The sequence below is a fragment of the Caballeronia arvi genome (assembly GCF_001544695.2).
In the GTDB taxonomy this organism is placed as follows: Bacteria; Pseudomonadota; Gammaproteobacteria; order Burkholderiales; family Burkholderiaceae; genus Caballeronia; species Caballeronia arvi.
In genome coordinates, this window is sequence record NZ_FCOM02000001.1 from 1 (window position 1) to 17983 (window position 17983).

The 17983-nt window shown below is 55.3% G+C and carries 12 protein-coding genes; 1 reads left to right on the forward strand and 11 read right to left on the reverse strand.

What is annotated here, in order from left to right; all coding sequences use genetic code 11:
* Positions 1-957: ISNCY family transposase (locus tag AWB74_RS00005; protein WP_061144752.1), on the forward strand; the 957-nt coding region annotated here is incomplete at its 5' end.
* A gap of 372 nt (positions 958-1329) precedes the next feature.
* Here AWB74_RS00005 and AWB74_RS45465 read toward each other — a convergent pair.
* From AWB74_RS45465 to AWB74_RS00060, 11 genes are all read right to left on the reverse strand, one after another.
* Positions 1330-2910 (reverse strand): hypothetical protein, encoded by a 1581-nt coding sequence (locus AWB74_RS45465; protein WP_143749128.1) that lies wholly within the window; start codon positions 2908-2910, stop codon positions 1330-1332.
* A gap of 74 nt (positions 2911-2984) precedes the next feature.
* On the reverse strand, positions 2985-4190 hold the full coding sequence (locus AWB74_RS00015) for a glycosyltransferase family 4 protein (RefSeq protein ID WP_061145211.1): 1206 nt from the start codon (positions 4188-4190) through the stop codon (positions 2985-2987).
* A gap of 176 nt (positions 4191-4366) precedes the next feature.
* Entirely contained in the window at positions 4367-5230 is an 864-nt protein-coding gene (locus AWB74_RS00020; RefSeq protein ID WP_061144754.1) for a sugar transferase, read from the reverse strand.
* 366 nt (positions 5231-5596) lie between these two features.
* On the reverse strand, positions 5597-7120 hold the full coding sequence (locus tag AWB74_RS00025; protein ID WP_407642375.1) for a mannose-1-phosphate guanylyltransferase/mannose-6-phosphate isomerase: 1524 nt from the start codon (positions 7118-7120) through the stop codon (positions 5597-5599).
* A 478-nt stretch (positions 7121-7598) separates the two neighbouring features.
* Positions 7599-8900 (reverse strand): O-antigen ligase family protein, encoded by a 1302-nt coding sequence (locus AWB74_RS00030; protein WP_143749129.1) that lies wholly within the window; start codon positions 8898-8900, stop codon positions 7599-7601.
* A 135-nt stretch (positions 8901-9035) separates the two neighbouring features.
* Positions 9036-10097 (reverse strand): glycosyltransferase family 4 protein, encoded by a 1062-nt coding sequence (locus AWB74_RS00035; protein ID WP_061144756.1) that lies wholly within the window; start codon positions 10095-10097, stop codon positions 9036-9038.
* 12 nt (positions 10098-10109) lie between these two features.
* Positions 10110-11327 (reverse strand): glycosyltransferase family 4 protein, encoded by a 1218-nt coding sequence (locus AWB74_RS00040; RefSeq protein WP_160110220.1) that lies wholly within the window; start codon positions 11325-11327, stop codon positions 10110-10112.
* A 54-nt stretch (positions 11328-11381) separates the two neighbouring features.
* Positions 11382-13607, reverse strand: a complete 2226-nt coding sequence (locus AWB74_RS00045) for a GNVR domain-containing protein (protein WP_061145213.1) — start codon at positions 13605-13607, stop codon at positions 11382-11384.
* 638 nt (positions 13608-14245) lie between these two features.
* Positions 14246-15334 (reverse strand): UDP-galactopyranose mutase, encoded by a 1089-nt coding sequence (glf, locus tag AWB74_RS00050; RefSeq protein WP_061144758.1) that lies wholly within the window; start codon positions 15332-15334, stop codon positions 14246-14248.
* Positions 15324-16589, reverse strand: coding sequence for a flippase (locus AWB74_RS00055; protein WP_061144759.1), 1266 nt, complete (start codon positions 16587-16589; stop codon positions 15324-15326). Before AWB74_RS00055 ends, glf begins: the two co-directional genes overlap by 11 nt.
* 128 nt (positions 16590-16717) lie before the next feature.
* Entirely contained in the window at positions 16718-17782 is a 1065-nt protein-coding gene (locus tag AWB74_RS00060) for a glycosyltransferase family 2 protein (protein ID WP_087038711.1), read from the reverse strand.
* Positions 17783-17983: the final 201 nt, after the last annotated feature.

Consider the following 17983-nt stretch of genomic DNA (forward strand, 5'->3'; position numbering starts at 1 on the left):
GATGGCAGCGAGCATCGCTGGTTCGAGGACCGCGCCCCGCCATGCACGCTGCTCGTGTTCATCGACGATGCAACCGGCCGTCTGATGACCTTGCACTTCACGGCGACCGAATCCACGTTCAGCTACTTCGAGGCCATGCGCAAGTATCTCGAAGCGCATGGCAAGCCGGTGGCGCTGTATAGCGACAAGGCGGCGGTGTTTCATTGCAATGGGCATGCCGAGACTGCTGGCAAGGGCGTCACGCAGTTCGGGCGAGCCTTGTACGAGCTCAACATCGATACCTGGTGTGCCAACAGCAGCCAGGCCAAGGGACGCGTCGAGCGGGCCAATCTGACGCTGCAGGACCGCTTGGTGAAGGAGCTACGGCTGCGCGGCATCGACACCCAGGAAGCCGCCAATGCGTATGCGCCCCACTTCGTCGCCGACTTCAATGGCCGCTTCGGCAAGACACCGAGGAGCACGTTCGATGCGCATCGACCGTTGCGCGCGGATGAATCGCTCGACCTGATTCTCACTTCACGAGTGCCGCGCCGTGTCACCAAGGTGTTGACGGTGCAGTATGACCGGGTGATCTACATGCTCGACGACACGCCGGAGAATCGCGCACTGATTCACCAGTATCTGGACGTGTTCGAATATCCGGACGGACGCATCGAGATCCGGGTCAATGGCGCGGCCCTCGCCTATCGGCAATACGATCGGCTCTCCGAGATCGATCAGGGCGCCGTGGTCGACAACAAACGCCTGGGGCACGCGTTGCAGGTCGCCCAGGTGTTGCAGGCGCAGCGCGATGATCGCTGCGCTTCAGGTATGCCCTCGCGCACGAACCAGGGGCTCGCGCCGCGGCCCAAAGAGCGCAAGGTGAGCACGCGAACGCAGCGAGAATTGACGCAACAACAGCTTAATGCGGCGGTGCTGAGTACCGCCGAAACGCGGGCAGCCGCGGTGGGGAAATGAGCTTTTAAAGAGGGATTTAAAGACGCAAAACCCGACATTTCTAAAAAGCTCATACCCCGACATTTCAATCTGGCCGTGACACTGTGTGTCAGGGCTCTTTAGTAATGTCCGTTTATGGCCAAAGTTTTGAAATGTCCGCTTTGATGCCACGTATGCTGATCGGTCGCGGGTTTCGCGGCGACGGAGGCTTCGATGGCGAGCAATGGACTGATCACGACAAGCATGGGCGGAACTGAGATGGATCACAGTCATCGAGGCGGCTGTTGAATTGTGTGTGCCAGATCAGCCGACTATGCCGGGCGCTATGAGGCATGTGGGCCGGCCGGTCTGGTATCAGGCACGCGCCGCTCCAACATCGGCTTGACTCCCTTCTCAAAGATTTCCTTCTGATATCCATGTGCCAGGAATGCCTGCGACGACGCAGACCCATCCTTTCGGCGAGCCCACGGCCGGCGCGATATTCCTCGTTCTTGCACCTTTGATCCATGTCAGGGCCGACGGAGCGGAAAAGCCTTTCACTGCTCCACTCACCGAACTTGTTTCATCGAATAAAGAGGCACATTGCCCAGTGAACGACATTGCACCGTTCCATGTTGAGCCGCGAGAAATGATACAGCCGTTACCAGCCACGGAAAAGCCCGACCCGCCGGCCGAGAAATTCGAATTATTCCCGATGACTTTCTGACTATGGGCGATGACAATCGGCCTCGTCGACGTTACCGAACAATTATTGAAAATAGTTATATCGGCAAGATACGAGCCGCTTTCTGATATCGTGCATCCAGTGAAGCTGGCGGCCGCCGTCGTCGACACGCTCCGGAGTGTTCCAACACTGCATCCGAAAAACTGCATCTGTTCCGGATCACTGTTCGAATATGCGACCGTGAGACTGGAAATCCTTGTTCCAAAAACGCGAAAGCTATATGCGTTCGAATTGAAGTTGGCAATAGAACCACCGACAATCGTGATTATTCCAACCTGGTCTGGAACGACGCCAAAAGATCCTTCAACCGACGGTGTATCGAAAGTGATCGACGTGCCGTTGTAGCCTTGCGCTCTCACCGCCACCGCACCCTCAGTCGAAACGTTCGCAAAAGTCGTATTAGCACCGTCAAATGTAGCGGAAGCAGTTGTCGGGACAAGCGCGTGAAGACGTACGCCGTTATAGCGACAACGGTTCCCGCCAAGAACCCACGTAGGATGTGCAGGGCCCGTCTTGGCTCGTTCCGAATGAATATTATCGATAACGCAGGACAACGAATTTGGGCTGATAAATATCGCACGATACTGAGCCTGTTCAACCTGAAGGCGCAAGATATGCGACATATTGCAGGTATCGCCCGCATCGTTCATTGAGAACGCGTAGTTGCCGGCATTTCCACATAACTCGACACTGATGGTTTCGAAAAGGCAGTCCCAGCATCGATCGATTCGTACGCCAGCCCCATTGAAGTTATAGACACGTGTCTTGCCAATTTTGGCCATTTGCGGGTTCTTGAACAAAATTCCGTCAAGATTCTGCCCGCCACCGCCGAGAGTAACGTCGAATATGTGCGGAGAGCCCGAGACGGTAAGTGCTGTATAGTTGGATCCGACCGGAAAGATGCCGCAATCGCCGGTGATGTCGTCGCCGTAGCCTGCCGATTCCATCAAAATTCCGCCCGCTCCGGAATAGGTCAGTGGCCCACTTATCTTATATCGCCCGGCCGGCATAGTGGCGATCTCGCCACTCTTGCCACAATCATTGAAGAACTTTTGAATTCCTCGCGTGCTGTCGATTGTACCGGTGCGGTCAACAAAGGCGCCCGATACTCCGTTCGCATAGTAGTCCAGCAGCGATACCGTTTTGCGTCCATTTTTGGGTGCCTCGGATGAGACTACGCTCGTAGCGTTTGCGCGAAGTGCGACGAGTGACATCCCGGCGAGTACGCTATTTCCGATCCGCGTGAGCATGCGTCTTCTTAATCCGCTCATTGTTCATGCCCGTTCGCAGTATTGAGTTATGAATCGCTGAAATTTGAAGCCTCCTAGCTGCCGGTTGTACTCGCTTCGTGCGGCAGTTCTGGAATGGCGCCGGCGCTGTCGGTTCGCGCAGACTGTTCGGCGTCCAATAAATCGAGGCGAAAACACGCCAGGCGCATCTCAACGAACGCGCGAAACGATGCCTTGAAGATCTCGCTGGAAAATCGCTCGGCTTTCCTTCGACAGGACGCAGGCTCAAAGAGATGAGCGTTGTTTTCGAAGCACTTGACCGCTTCCAGAATGGATTCCGGAGTCTGCTCTCGGAAGAAGACTCCGGTCGGGTGCTGCTTCGGAAAACCTACTACGGACTCCAGTGCACCACCTTTTCCGAAAGCAATGACCGGCGTCCCGCATGCTTGCGCCTCGACGACCGAAATTCCAAAATCCTCTTCCGCTGCAAAGACGAAGGCACGTGCTCTCTGTAAGTGGTCGCGCAAAACCTCGAATGGCTGGTAGCCAAGCAACTGTACATTAGGTCCGCAGACCGCTTTCACCCTCTTCATTTCCGGACCGTCGCCAATCACGATCAAGCGTCGCTCGGGCGTTTTCGAAAAAGCCTCGACGAGGAGATCTATCCGCTTGTACGGCACCAGGCGGGAGGCCGTCAGATAGAAGTCGCTCTTATCGGTACGCAAGGTCAGTCCGCTTACATCAACTGGTGGATAGATGACGGTGGCATCGCGCCCATAGATCTTCCTGACCCTCCGAGCGATGAAGCGTGAATTGGATATCAAATGGTCAACGCTATTTGCCGAGCGCGCATCCCAGACGCGGATGTAGTGTAGAAGCATCCGCGCCAGTACCGATCTGATCCCCACACTAAGTCCCGACTCCCTCAGGTATTGGTGCTGAAGATCCCATGCATATCGTATCGGGGAGTGAATGTAGCTGATATGCAGCTGGTCCGGCCCGGTCAGTACGCCTTTTGCGACTGCATGAGAACTGGAAATGACCAGATCGTAACGCGACAAATCAAACTGCTCGATCGCCAGCGGCATCAGCGGAAGATATGCTCGATAGTGCGTCCGCGAAAACGGCAGCTTCTGAATGAATGATGTGTTCACCTGTTTGCCATGAAGCCACGAGCGATCTTCAAGATAGTCAACCAGCGTAAAGATATCTGCCTGCGGGAAACACTCAATGATCTGTTGAAGGACTCTTTCCGAACCACCCAGTGTGACAAGCCACTCATGGACAATCGCAACTTTCATCTTCTTCCCCTTTTTGGCGGCGTATCCGGCACGGACATGAACGCGCGACCACGCGCCCGACAAGCATATTTTGTGATGCGACTCAAATTCCGCTCGCCTCCAGTCAGCACCATTGGCAGAAGGCAAGTCCCAGGCTATACGGTATGCGCTTTCACGCGACAACGAACGGAGCGCCTTCAGTACGCTCCGTCCTTCTCAAAAACGACTTTGAAGGTTCGTAGAAGAATAGATAAGTCGAGCAAGACCGAGCGTTCTCGCACGTAAGAAACATCGAGAGAGACTCTCGTCGCGTAGTCGAGATCATTTCTTCCACTAACCTGCCACAATCCTGTCATGCCCGGTTTGACCATCAAGTAGAAGCGCGCATCGACGCCGTACCTCGGGAGCTCCTTTTCCACAATGGGACGCGGACCGACCAGACTCATGTCACCGCGAAGCACGTTCCAGAGTTGCGGAAGCTCATCAAGACTCGTGCGCCGCAGAATCCGTCCGATAGGCGTGATTCGGATATCGTTTTTGAGCTTGAAGTCACGATTCCATTCGTCTCGAGCTTTAGGGTCTTTTGCGAGCAGGTCTGCGAGCACCGTGTCCGCATCCTTAACCATGGAGCGAAACTTCAGGCACCGAAACGTCCGGCCGTCTCTTCCGATACGTGGGTGACCGAAGATCGCGTTACCACCATCGCTCAATACGACGACGCCTATGGCCAGAAGGACGGGACAGAGCAGAACGAGTAACGTCGAAGATCCGACAATATCGATGGTCCGCTTGGCGACTTCGCTGGCCGCAAGCTGCAGCCGTCCATTTGAGGAGGCGTTTGTCTCGAACGAAGTGGCCTGAGTTGCGGCTTCCGGCGTGGAAAGCTCCGATAGCGTCGACTCTTTCGCTCCGGCGTACTCAGGCGAGTCGTTCATGAGCGACCCGCACGATCCCCGATCGGTCGATCGCAACGGGTGTGCGTGCGAGCGGCTCTCTTGGTAGACATCAAGCGACTCTACTTCGTTTGACACGGATTTCCACGCCTTGTCGACTAAGGCCATTGCTGTCTCCGGTTCAAAGTGACTCGACGATTACATCAGTTTTCCGTACTCGAAATCAGGAATGAAAGCGCGTAGCGCCGAGATCAATGCAAATTGGCCGGCTTGACCCATGTACGCGAGCACGGAACGGGATACGAAGCGCCCCACGCATGTTGTGCGCGCCGCACACGGAAACGGCGCGAGCGACAGGGCCACCGTCAAAGCAATCAATGCCTTTGCAACTGCTGGGCTCGGTGATGTTGCCGTCCAGGAAATGCAACCTCACCGCCGCGCCGGCAGGCCTTTGTGCCGACGCTGAGTCGCCGACAGTAACTCCTGAGGATCGCGCATGCCGAACGCTCTGCTCTCGATTAGTCTGTGGAAGTGTCAGGTTCGACCATAAGCGTCTTCGAAGCGAACGATATCGTCTTCGCCCAGATAGGCGCCGGATTGAACCTCAATCAACTCAAGCGGCACCTTGCCGGGATTCTCGAGACGATGCCGTACTCCGAGTGGAATGAACGTCGACTCGTTTTCTGATAACAAGAATTGCTGTTCTCCGCGAGTCACGAGCGCCGTGCCGCATACGATGATCCAATGCTCTGCTCGATGATGATGCATTTGCAAGGACAGGCGCGCGCCGGGCGAGACCACGATACGTTTCACCTGAAAGCGCTCGCCATGCGCGATCGAGTCATAGAATCCCCACGGCCGATGCACCTTACGGTGCGTTTCGGCCTCTGGCGCATTCTGCTCATGAATTCGTGCGACCAGTCCCTTGATGTCCTGCGAATGTGAGCGGTCCGCAACGAGTACTGCGTCATCGGTTTCGACGACGATTACGTTTGTGGTGCCGACGCACGCGACAAGGCGACCACCCTCGGACCGTGCGTAACTCGAGGTCGCCCCCTCGAAGATGACGCGTCCGCTTGCCACGTTGCCGCATGGGTCCTTATCCATCGCCTCCCAGACCGCATCCCACGAACCGAGGTCCGACCATCCGGCGACAAGAGGAACGACGGCACCGTCGCACAGTGAACCCTCTCTGCCTATGTGCTCCATCACGGCATAATCGATAGAGTCGGATGAAACGCGGGCGAACGCGGACGGACAGGGTCGGACAAACTTCGCCTCGCGTTGGCCTTCCTCGAGGGCAGCGACGCACGCCCCGTGCATCTCGGGGTTGGCTCGGGCGAGTGCATCGAGCCAAGTGCTCGCGCGCAAAACGAAGATCCCGCTGTTCCACCAATACATGCCAGACGCTACGTAATGCGCAGCGACTTCAGCAGCAGGTCTTTCGACAAAACGTTCAATGCGGTGTGCACCGTCATCAAGCGCATCGCCGATGCAGATATAGCCGAAGGCAGTCTCGGCACGCGTAGGCGGAATGCCAAGCGTCGCGATCATGCCACGTTGAGCGTATCCGGCAGCCACGCAAATTGCCTGATGGAGCGCATGAACGTCGGCGATGGAATGATCTGCGGGCATTGCGACCATGATCGCGTCGTGCCCGTCTTTCAGCAGCTCGAGCGCAGCGAGCGTAAGCGCGGGCGCCGTGTCGCGACGCGCCGGTTCTCCGATGATGGTCGCGACGACGCCACACGAGCGCATGTGCTCCTCCGTCGCGAAACGATGCTCTTCTCCACAAACGATGATTGGTTCCGCATCGACATCGAAGTCGCCCGTGAAGCCCTTCATTCGCGTGACGGTCGACTGAAGTAGCGAATTGGCTGCCACCACTCCGATCAACTGCTTTGGGAAATGCCCGCGCGAAAGCGGCCACAGCCGCGTCCCAGATCCGCCGGCAAGGATAACCGGAACGAGCCGACGGCACGATTGCCCCACGGATACCGGCATCAGGTACTCAGTTGCGTCCGCCGTCGCATAGGCCGGAGCCGCTGACTGTAGCATTTTGCGCTCCTAATTACGTGATGAAATGACTTAGATTCTCAAATTCACCGCTTTGGCTGCGAGGCCATTCAGCATTGCAACCGAAATCGCTTGATGTGGTCAGGATCATTGGCAGCGGCCCAGTCAAAGCACGCTGTCTCGCGGAGCGAACAATCTCGTGACTCCATAACTTTCACCGACTGCGCATTCGCTTCGAGCGCCCCGATTTCTCCCAGAGGCCTTCCTGAAAATTGGTTGCTGCATCATATGCTGACGACAGTTGAGAAAGTCAGTCTGTCAACGGTTCCTAGCATAGTTCACACGCCGGACGAGTTCTCGCCAACACCATGGACAATCCTGCCAACCAGGCTAGTCACGCACGCTGTGCCATCGCTCTGCGTGGTCGGCCTGAATGTCGATGTGAATTCGATCACGGTCTTGTTTTCCCGGACTCAGCATACTCGTACGGCACATCTACCCCTGTGCGCAGAACTCGAAGTCAAGGCTGGTGGCGCCGAGGTCGAATATTCGCCGAGGTGACTGCGCGCGGCGGGAGCGCCACGTTCGCATGCCTAGCGCTTCGAATCCTGCGATTCCACGCTGCGAGTGGAAGAGAAGTTGCAATGGCCAGCGCTAGCCAGATGTATTGAAAATAGAGTTGGACTCCGAAAACCATAGCAAGCATGAATAGAGCAATCATGTAGCGGGCCGGCTTTGATGCGCTTAGGTAGAAGAGCGTAAATGGCCAGAAGAACAATACGAGCCCCACGATTCCCGATTCCAGCGCGAAGTTCACTAAACCGCCCAAGCCAGAAAGATCCCATTCGTTCACGGGTGGCAGCGGACCACGGTATGTCGGATTATTCCTTGCAAGCGAGTAGTTGCCAAACCCCACGCCGATCATTGGATGGTCGGCGAACATATTTGGGGCAATATACATGGCTGCAATTCGCCCCATTACTAAACTTTGATCATCCGAGCGCGCCGCAATGGCACTCTCGATGTCGGAATAGTCATTCCAGTATCCCAATAGTCTGTCACCGAGACCGAAGGTGGCATTACCGATGATGACCGCCATAGCGATGACAACCGGCGCGATCGTGAGCCGTTTCAATGCTTTGCTGGCAGAGGCGGAATACCACGTCGATGCCATGAAGCCAATGATCAAAAAGGCAACCGCCGCCTTAGCCTGTGATGCTACGAGCAGACCTCCCAGGAGTATTGCCCACGGCCAAGACCAACCAAGGGTCGCATACCGCACGAGAAAATAAAAGCACACGAAAAGCCCGAATGGACCGCCCTCTACGTATCCGCCGCGAAGGCGGTGGTCGGCGTAGGTAAAGGGCGTTTCGACGCCTGCGTAAGTTGCCATCCAGCAGAGCAAAAAAAAGCCACACCAGATCAGCATCCACATGTCGATTGCGGAAAGAAGTCCGAGTAATTGATGCGGCCTTTGAAATCGCTGCAATCTGCTGACATAAAGAGCAAAAAACACACAGCCGATATATTGAACATAGCGCGAAAGGCTCAGGATCCCTGGATTCTTAAGGATCGAGTCCGATCCCGCGATCACGTAAAGATCGGTGTATTTCAGCGACACGACGGACAAACCCATGCACACGGTGAAGGCAAGAACGAGCCTCGAATAGAGCCTATTCACCTTATACGACCTAACATCTATGAGATAGAGGGCGATCAGAGCGAGCGAAAATATATCACCGACCTTTACACTAAAAAATTTGATGTCGGTCAGTTGCATGACCGAAACGATCAGAAAGGCAGGCACGAGACGCTTATTCAACGGACACCCCCACCCTGCGGACGTTATTTGTCCCAGACCAGCCCATTGTCACGCCAGTCCACTCAATGCTGCGCGAAGCGATGCTCGCGAATCTGCTTTGGCCTGTAGGATGATCATGCCGTTTTTCCCCTGGATTCAGGCACAGTTGCCGTCTTCTGGCATACTCACTCTGCCGTCACGAGCGCCGCGCTTCCGATCTCGGGGAAGATTCAGTTCCATCAGTGCTGCCTCGACCTTTTTGGTCACGTCGCCCCATTTGAAAATTCGAGCTCGCTCTATTCCCGTATCGGACATCGACCGTCGCAACTCAGAGTCTCGAGAGACACGACCGATTGCCATTCCTATCTCGTCTTCGGAGCGGGGGTCGACCAAGATCGCGGCCTCGCCCGCCACTTCGGGCATTGCTGTGCAATTTGAGGTGATGACTGGCGTGCCGCACGCCATGCTTTCGACAATAGGCAAACCAAATCCCTCGTACAACGAAGGAAATACCAGTGCCAGGGCTCCTCGATACAAAGACGCAAGTTCATCCTCCGACACTCGCCCCATAAACCTGACCCGATCCTCAATCCCGAGGCTGGCCGTATAAGATGAGACTTCCTTCGATGGCGATCCAACGAACAATAATTTCACTTTGCTGCCAAGATTTGCCTTCATGAATCCAGCTATCACGTTCCTATTATTTTTATGTATCTTTCCGTTTGATATCCCGAGAAGGTAGCTCGTTCCGTTGCCAAGCTGAAAGCGTGGGCCCGCGTGCGAAAATGCATCCGAAACCCCATTTCCAACCACCACTATCTTCTGAGGACAAATTCCGGTGAACTCAGCCACTCGTTCCTTGGTAAATTCGGAGACCGTCAGGACTGCGCTGGCCCGGCGGCACGCCGATGCAAGAATGGTCTTGCAATATATTCTCTTCAACGTTCTATAGGTGCTGGGAACATCGACATGAATCAGATCGTGTACGACGAGCAAGCCCTTTCCGCGATAGAACAGCGGATAGTTATATCCTGGGGAGAAAAAAACATCGCTTCTCCTTGAGGCGAGTTTGACACTCAGGTATAGCCAGTCGAATGGTGACGCAGGGTTGCCCACGAGCTCCGCGTGCGGCAGGCCTACGCCCTCTGATATCTCTGCCGCAAACCGTCCGATGCCGCCCATTCCCATCCATCGTGCATCAAAAATGATCTGGTCCATGCGTCACCCATTTCAACTCTCGTGTATCGCGGCGAGATCTTGATTGAGTCGGATGTACTCATTCACCCATCGTCTTACATCCGAATATTCGTCTGCAGACGCCTTCGCTTCACGTCCTAGCGACTCCAGCTCGTCCCTATTTTGCAGCAGATCCGACAATATCGTTGCGAGTTCGCCTTCATTATTTGGCTCGAACAATTTTCCGTTCACTCCATCCCGAATCATTTCGGGCGTCCCCCCCCTCCGCGACCCCACGACCGGTACGCCAAAGGCGAACGCTTCCAATACGACCGTCGCGAAGTTCTCGTGAAACAGCGTGGGAACGATGAGGACATCAATATGTGGAAACAGCTCAGCTTGTTCAACGTAGCCCAAGAATTTTATCTGTGGACTTGCGTACCGGGACTTGAGAGTTGCTTCGTACTGCGATTGTCCCTTTCCGGCGATCCAAAGTTCAGCATCCGGGTTGCCGATGGATAAGAACTCGTTCATTAAAAGCTCGATTCCTTTTCCCTGGTTGATTGTCCCTACAAAAGCAAGAATAGTTTTCTTCGGTAAGCCGCGGGTCGGGGATCGAGGCGGGACGTTTTTTGCCGAAGGCAGGTCTCGTGCGTTATGAATCACCACGCGATGCTTCGTCCTTTCAAAATAGCCCTCTGACACGTGCTGATCGAGCATGAACTGACTAATTCCCACGACGGCATCCGCGTTGTTCGAAATCGACCTGTGTGGAATTCGCAGAATCCTGCAGCTCAGACACCGACTTGCGCACATTCGTCCTTTCCTGAACATGTTGGCGTTCGGGCACATGAAATCCCAACTGTGAAGAACCTGGACCGTGGGAATACCAAGCGATTGTCCGACGCCCAGGATGCCCGCGGACCACCCGTCAATCTTGTGCACATTGATCGTATCCGGGCGCTCTTGCATCAAGATGTCCTTCGCAATCGAAACCATTCGGACATTCAGGGAATCTACCGAATGCCAGACCGCCCTCTTCAGAGGCCCTGGACGGTCTCGCAAGCCGTGCCAATAAATATTCTGAATGGGCACTCGTATGACGCGAACTCCGTTCACGACCTCCCGAACGTGGTCGCCTCCTTCCTTGGTGGTAAGCACGACCACCTCATGCCCTTCCTCCCGAACACCCTCCACTATCGTTTGCAGCACGATCTCCGCCCCGCCCATTATCGCAGGGGGATACAAGCCACTTACGAATGCGATCTTCATAACTTTTCCCGGTTGGGCATCCCGATCATCGACCCTCATCACAGCTCGATTCCATCAATCCTGCATACGTGGATCGAGCTCATAGGTGTCAGCGGCGTACCGATATCTTCCGTACCCATAGCTGCACCGTCCGGGCCTTAGCTGCAGGCTGTTTACAACGACGCCCCGAACGGATGACCCGGCTCGTTCCAGCTTCCGGACTGCCTCACGTAATTCGCCTATCCCTGTCACGCCTTGTCGTGCAACGAGAAACGTCGTGCCTGCCGAATTTGCCAGTTGCGCGGCGGCGGGAGCTGGAAGGACTGGTGGCGCGTCACACAACACAATGTCGTACGCGGCACTCAACCGTTTCAATGCCGCCTCGAGCTTTTGTCCGGAAAGCAGATCGCTTACATTTGGCACACTCGTCCCTGCGGAAATGAAGTCGACGCCGTCCAACGCATTCCGTCGAATGACCTCGTTCGGCTCACGCATTCCCCGGATCAGGTCAGAAAACCCCGGTCCGCGGTTGACCCCGATATGGCTATGCAAGTGGCCCCTGTACAGATCCGCGTCGACGAGCAGGACGCGTTTGCCTGACGCTCCAAGGACGGCCGCAAGGTTCAAAGCAATGAATGATTTGCCGATGCCCGACGTCGGGCCGCTTATAAGCACGATGTTATTGGGTGCGTCGTGCAAGGCAAATTCCAACGCCGTGCGGAATCCGCGCAAGCTTTCAATCGCAGGATCGGTATGCGCTGCGTTGGCGAGGATCACACTGTGCGACGGTACAGATCGATTCTTGCGAGCGAGCCGTGCCTCCTGTCTACTGTACGGTACGCTTGCATAGACCGGCAATCCGATCGTCTCCTCGATCTCGTTAGGGTCGTTCACAGCGTCGAAAAGCTGTCGGCGAATCAGTGCGACTGCAATTCCGAAAAACAGTCCGACCAACAATGAAAAGAGAATGACCGGTGTGCGCTTGGGCCAGATTGGCCGCTCCGGTACCGCTGCCGCATCCACAAGTCTCGCGTTACCAACCTTACCCGCCTTGACCAGCCGCAATTGCTCCAGGGTGTTCAGGAGGGCCGTATAAAGCTCGGTGTTCACCTGGACATCTCTTTGCAACCGAAACAGGTTCTGCTCGAGTGGTGGCAATGCCCGCGCACGCTCCGCGATTTTGTTCAATTCATTCTGCGCAGTTTGCAGTTGCGCATCGATTGAGCGCACGGCGGGATGCGATTCCGTATAGAGAGTAAGCAGGTCCTTACGCTTTTGCTCGAGTTCCTCGCGTCGCGTTTGGGCATGCACCGTTCGCCTCAGCAAACCGGCAGCCTCTTCACTCAGGTTGATCGTACCGCGGCTCGCCCGAAAGTCGTTGAATCGGTCTTCAGCGGCCTCCATTTGCTTCTTCAATTCTGGCAACTGGAATTCAAGAAATGCTATCGCGCGAGCAGCCTCCTCGGACTTTCGCTGTATGTTCTGTTGAACGTATGCGTTGCCAACTGCATTCAAAATCTCCGAGGTCATGACCGGATCGGGCCCATCAAGTGATGCTTTGATGACGTCGGAGTCCTTTCCTTTATCAGTGATCTTGAGGCTGTTCCGCACGTCTTCGATCGTTCGAGTGCGCGAGAATCGCGTCACGTTGAACGTTGCGCCGGGTTCGGCCTCGATTCTGTCGACGCGTAAATCGACCTGCCCGTATGGGGTGGTTGCATGCAGCGTCTGTCCAATCGTGCCGCGAATGTTGATGTCGCGATAGGCGATGTCGTACTCTGTTTCGTTAATCTTTGTCAGTATGAACGCTCGACCGTAAAAACGGGGCGGCAGATCGAACACTGATACCTCAATGTGCTCCTCTCCCCAGACGTATCCCCAAGGGCCAGGGGTCGAAAGACTGTCCGATCGGTCAGCTATGAGGTGCCCGACAACAGGGAAATAGCGTGGCGATGCGTCGATGAAGAAATGAAACTTATCCACTGCTTGCGTCACGACGAACCTGGAGCCCAGCACCTCCGACTCTCCGGCAGCGTCAGTCTTTACATCGAACATCGACGAGAGGTCTTTCAGAACGTTTTTTGGCGGATTTGGATCACTTTCCTGAAGCTGGACGAGGATATCCGCGCGGTAGACAGGTTTTGAAAGAAACGCATAGCCTGTGCCGATTAATAGTACAGACGCAGCGATGATGAAAATGAGCCATCTGCTGTCGTAGATCGCGTCTAGATACACCGTCAGGTGCGAAGGCGCATCTTCGTGCACGTTGAAGCCTTCGGAAGCTGTGGCTTGTCGGTTCATGCTCTGCCCCATCGCATACGTCAATCAAAGACGCGCCGGTGGAACCACCCGGCGGCATGGCTGAATGTGGGCTACGAGGCTTATGCTCTTGCATCCTCCGGCCGCCGCATGCTCAGGAACCGTGGTGTTCCGCATCTTCCACCCCCAATGACTGTCCGCAGAATATTGAAATATGCATCGTTTAGACATATTAGGTATGCGAATCATACTAAGAGCACACGATCTCACGCGAAGAATAACGAAGCGCCCAACCTGAGCAGGATCCGATGGGCAGATCTTGCGAGTTGAGAAGTCTCGGCAGATCTTCGAGATTCGTCCCAGGAGAACGCTCGGCCAGCAGCCTATGGAAGACCTCTCTCGTATGCGGCGCCGTTGCGCGGATCGAACTCGGCAGATAGCAAGGGTTACCGCGATCTATGGCGCGCGCAGCGAATCGCATTCTATGCATCCGTCGAGACCAGTCGACCGCGTAGTCTATCCATAGCGACAGCATACGTCATCGAAGAAAGTTATCGTGCCAACAGCTTGGTCAAATCTGCCAAGCTTCCCGATTCATACGACCGAGGCTGTTATTAATCGGAGCAATCCACTCTCCACAGCGGATCAGGCGACGCCATGCGCGTGCTGCTTTGCTCTTCCTAGATGAGACCTTCGGCAGCTTTGAGCGCCGCGCCAACGACCTGGTCCATGTTGTAGTAGCGGTACTGTGCCAGCCTGCCTACGAAAGTCGCATCGGCAGTTTCCTCCGCCAGGGCGCTGTAGCGCATGAACAAGGCCTCGTTTTCCTTGCGCGGGATCGGGTAGTACGGTTCGCCTTCAGCTCGAGGATATTCCTTCACAATCGAAGTTCCCGGATGTTGTTGCCCGGTGAGGTACTTGAATTCCGTAATTCTCGTGTATTCTTGATCGTTCGGATAATTTATCGTGCCCGTCGGCTGAAAGTGCTCAACGTCGCTCAGATGCTGATGTTGAAAGTCCAGGCTGCGGTACGGAAGCTTGCCGAAGCAGTAACCGAAATAGGCGTCTATTGGTCCAGTGTACACAAGATGACCGTATTCGATAATTGCCTTCATCTCGTTGTAATCGGTCGACAGACGCACTTCGATATTTGAACTGTCGAGCATCTTCTCGAACATCGCAGAGTAGCCTTGAGCCGGCATGAACTGAAAAGTGTCGGTGAAGTACCGATCGTCGTCGTTCGAACGCGTCGGGATTCGCGCAGCGACACCGGCCGACAGCTCGGACAGATCGAGTCCCCATTGCTTGCGCGTGTAGCCACGGAAAAACTTGTTGCATAGATCGTGGCCGACGTTGTTGAGCACCAGGTCCTCGCTCGTCGTGATGGTCCCCCGCTCTTCACGTACGGATTCGAGGAATGCGATAACGTCCTGCTCGCTCAGGTCAAGGCCGTAAAGCTTGTTGATCGTCGTGCGATTGATTGGCATGGGATAGAGATCCCCATCTACATATGCCTTAACACGATGCTCGTAGAAGCGCCAATCTGTAAAACAGGACAGATACTCGAATATCCGTTTGCTGTTCGTATGAAAGATATGCGGGCCATACGGATGGACCAGCACGCCATTCTCGTCTTTACGATCAAATGCATTGCCGCCAATATGGTTTCGCTTGTCTACGACGAGAACGCGCTTTCCGCTCGCCGCCAAGCGCTCCGCACAGACTGCGCCTGCAAATCCGGCGCCTACTATAAGGAAGTCATATTTCATCTCTGCGCATCCTCGGATAAAAAGCCGGAATCTTGCATTTGGCCAGGTAGAGCGCCATCAAGGTCGTAACGAGAAATTCGGTGGCAAGCGCTGACATTGCCGCACCCTGAGCGCCGTAGGCGGATGCAAGCGGCACAAGCAGGGCAAGGTTGAACAAGCCCGAGACGATAAGGATCTCGCTGACTTTCTTTTTCATGCCGAGCGGCAGCATCACCTGAACGCCGAGTACATTGCTCAGACAGATCAGCAGCGGCAAGAGGGCCATCCACTTAAGGACAATCACCGCTGGTTCGTATCCTGCGCCCATCCCAATGCGAACGATCCAATCGGCGCCGACCCAGAGCGCGACCGAAGCCAGCAACATGGTTGAGCCCAGCAAGTAAAGCATCTTGCGCACCAATACGAACGCCTTCTCAGAGTCTTCGGCAAAGAGCGCCGACACGCGCGGGTAAATCGCGTTGGCGATCGGTCCGAGTGGTGCTTGGGCGACGTTCCGAATCTTGTCGGCTACGCCAAAGTAACCAACAGCGACGTCTCCCGCGATAAATCCAAGCAGCACGCTATTAGTGGTCGTGTATAGACTGATCGCGGCCGTGGAGATGAACGTGTGCCAGCCTTCGCGAAGCGCCTCGACGATGTCCGCCCTGCTCGGCATCAACGGGAGAATCAGTCGGTTCTTCGCGATCAGGATCGATGCGACGACTCCGGCAACCACCACGCTCATCGAGTTTATGAAGGAGGCGATCCACGTGTCGGCCGGCGAGCGCACCAGGAAGAACGTTAGAGGTAGCAGGAGCAGTCGCGCGCTCAAGAAAGAAACGGTGGTAAACGTCATCTGCTCCAGGCCCTGAAAAAGCCACTGTGGAAACAGCACGGTACCGATGACGAGCGGATAAGTGGCCAGCAAAACCGGCAGCATTTCGCGCAATCGTGGTACGCAGAAAGCGGCTAGGAGCAGGATTGCGAGGCCAACCACGGCGATTAGCGCCTTCGCCCCTTGTGTGGCCCAAAAGATCCTCGATACGTCGTACCGGTCACTTTGGGCCCGTGCAACCTGGGCAGTGGATGACCAGTTAAAGCCGTACTCGGTCAGCAAGACGAGATAACCAACTATGGCCTGCGCGAAAATGTACGCGCCGAAATTTTCCGGGCGAAGGACGCGCAGCAGATACGGAATCGTTGCGAGCGGCAGCAGCATATTGGCTACTTGCAGAATTGACAGCGCAACGATGTTTCGTCGGAGTGGACTCGCCATTACTCATCCCGGTGTCGATACCTCGCCTGCGCAGATCAGGCCGATGATGCAGTCATGCTCGTCCTCAGTAGGAAGCGCCGGCCCGAAATTTCCTCGAGAACGGGTGTGGCGCTTCATGGATAGATATGTCATGCACCATCACGGTCTGACACTGCTTCTATAGAAGACTCTTGTCTCACTGCTTCCCGACGCTGCTTCCGCGCGGACGTGCGATTTGATTCCGTATCGTTGAGCTGGTTCTTCCAATCCGATGGAAGGACCGTCTCAAATCGTGCAAACCCTAACGCCTGTTGAAAGTAACGCAGATAGAGCCGAAAGACTTTGGGGTTGCGATCACCAAAAATGATGATCCGCACGAGCCTTCTTCCGAACATGGAAGCGGCCCAGAGTGGGGCGCGCCCCCGATGGCGGAAAATCATATCGACGTAGTTGCGCAGTCCGCACGCATGCTTCCACTGCGCGGCAGCGGGCATCTTCCTGCTGTCGTACCAATCGCGGAATGACAGGCTATGACGAGGAAGATCGCGAGTTTCACTATCCTTGTGAACCATGCGCGACGCGGTCACGCAGCGCACCTCGCCGATTCGCGAAAGGCGGGTGGTATATTCGACGTCGTCATGCCAGACGAAATACTCTTTCAAAGGAAATCCGACCCGTCGGACAGCCTCGTGTCTAATGCAAGCGCCGACGAACGACATAAAGTCAATCCTGAACGACTGTGTTGCGTGATTTTCACTTGTTGGCGCAACAAGGTACATCCGCTCGTCGTAAGTACCCTGATGCCAGAACTGTGTTTGTCCGTCGATACTGCACACGGCCCCGCACATCGCGACGACGTCCTCGCGCGTGGCATGCTCCGACGACATCAGCTTTTCCAGCGCATCACTCATCGGTTCTGCGTCGTCGTCCATCAGCCAGTACCAGTCAAAACCCTTCTCGAAGGCAGTAATCAGGCCTGTCGAAAACCCACCTGCACCGCCGAGATTTTGCGCGGAAAACACCGCAGTGATGTTGTCGTATTTAGCTTCGATCGAAGCGAGGTACTCGCGCGAGCCGTCATTGCTGCCATTATCGATGACAAAAATTTCGTCGACCGGTCTCGTCTGGTTGAGAAGACCTTCGACGCATTCTTGAAGCAAGACTCTCCTGTTAAAGGAGACAACGATAGCCGCGACTTTGGGTTCGTCCCTCATACGACCTCCTCTGCGGCTCTACGCGCCGCGCCGACAACCTGGTCCATGTTGTAATAGCGACACTGCGCGAGTCGGCCGATCAATGTCACCTCGGGGGTAGCTTGCGCGCGATTGTTGTAGCACTTGAACAAAGCTTCGTCTTCTGACGCCTGTCCTTGCAGCCAGGCCACGCGGCCCAGTACCTTAAACTCGTATTTCGTA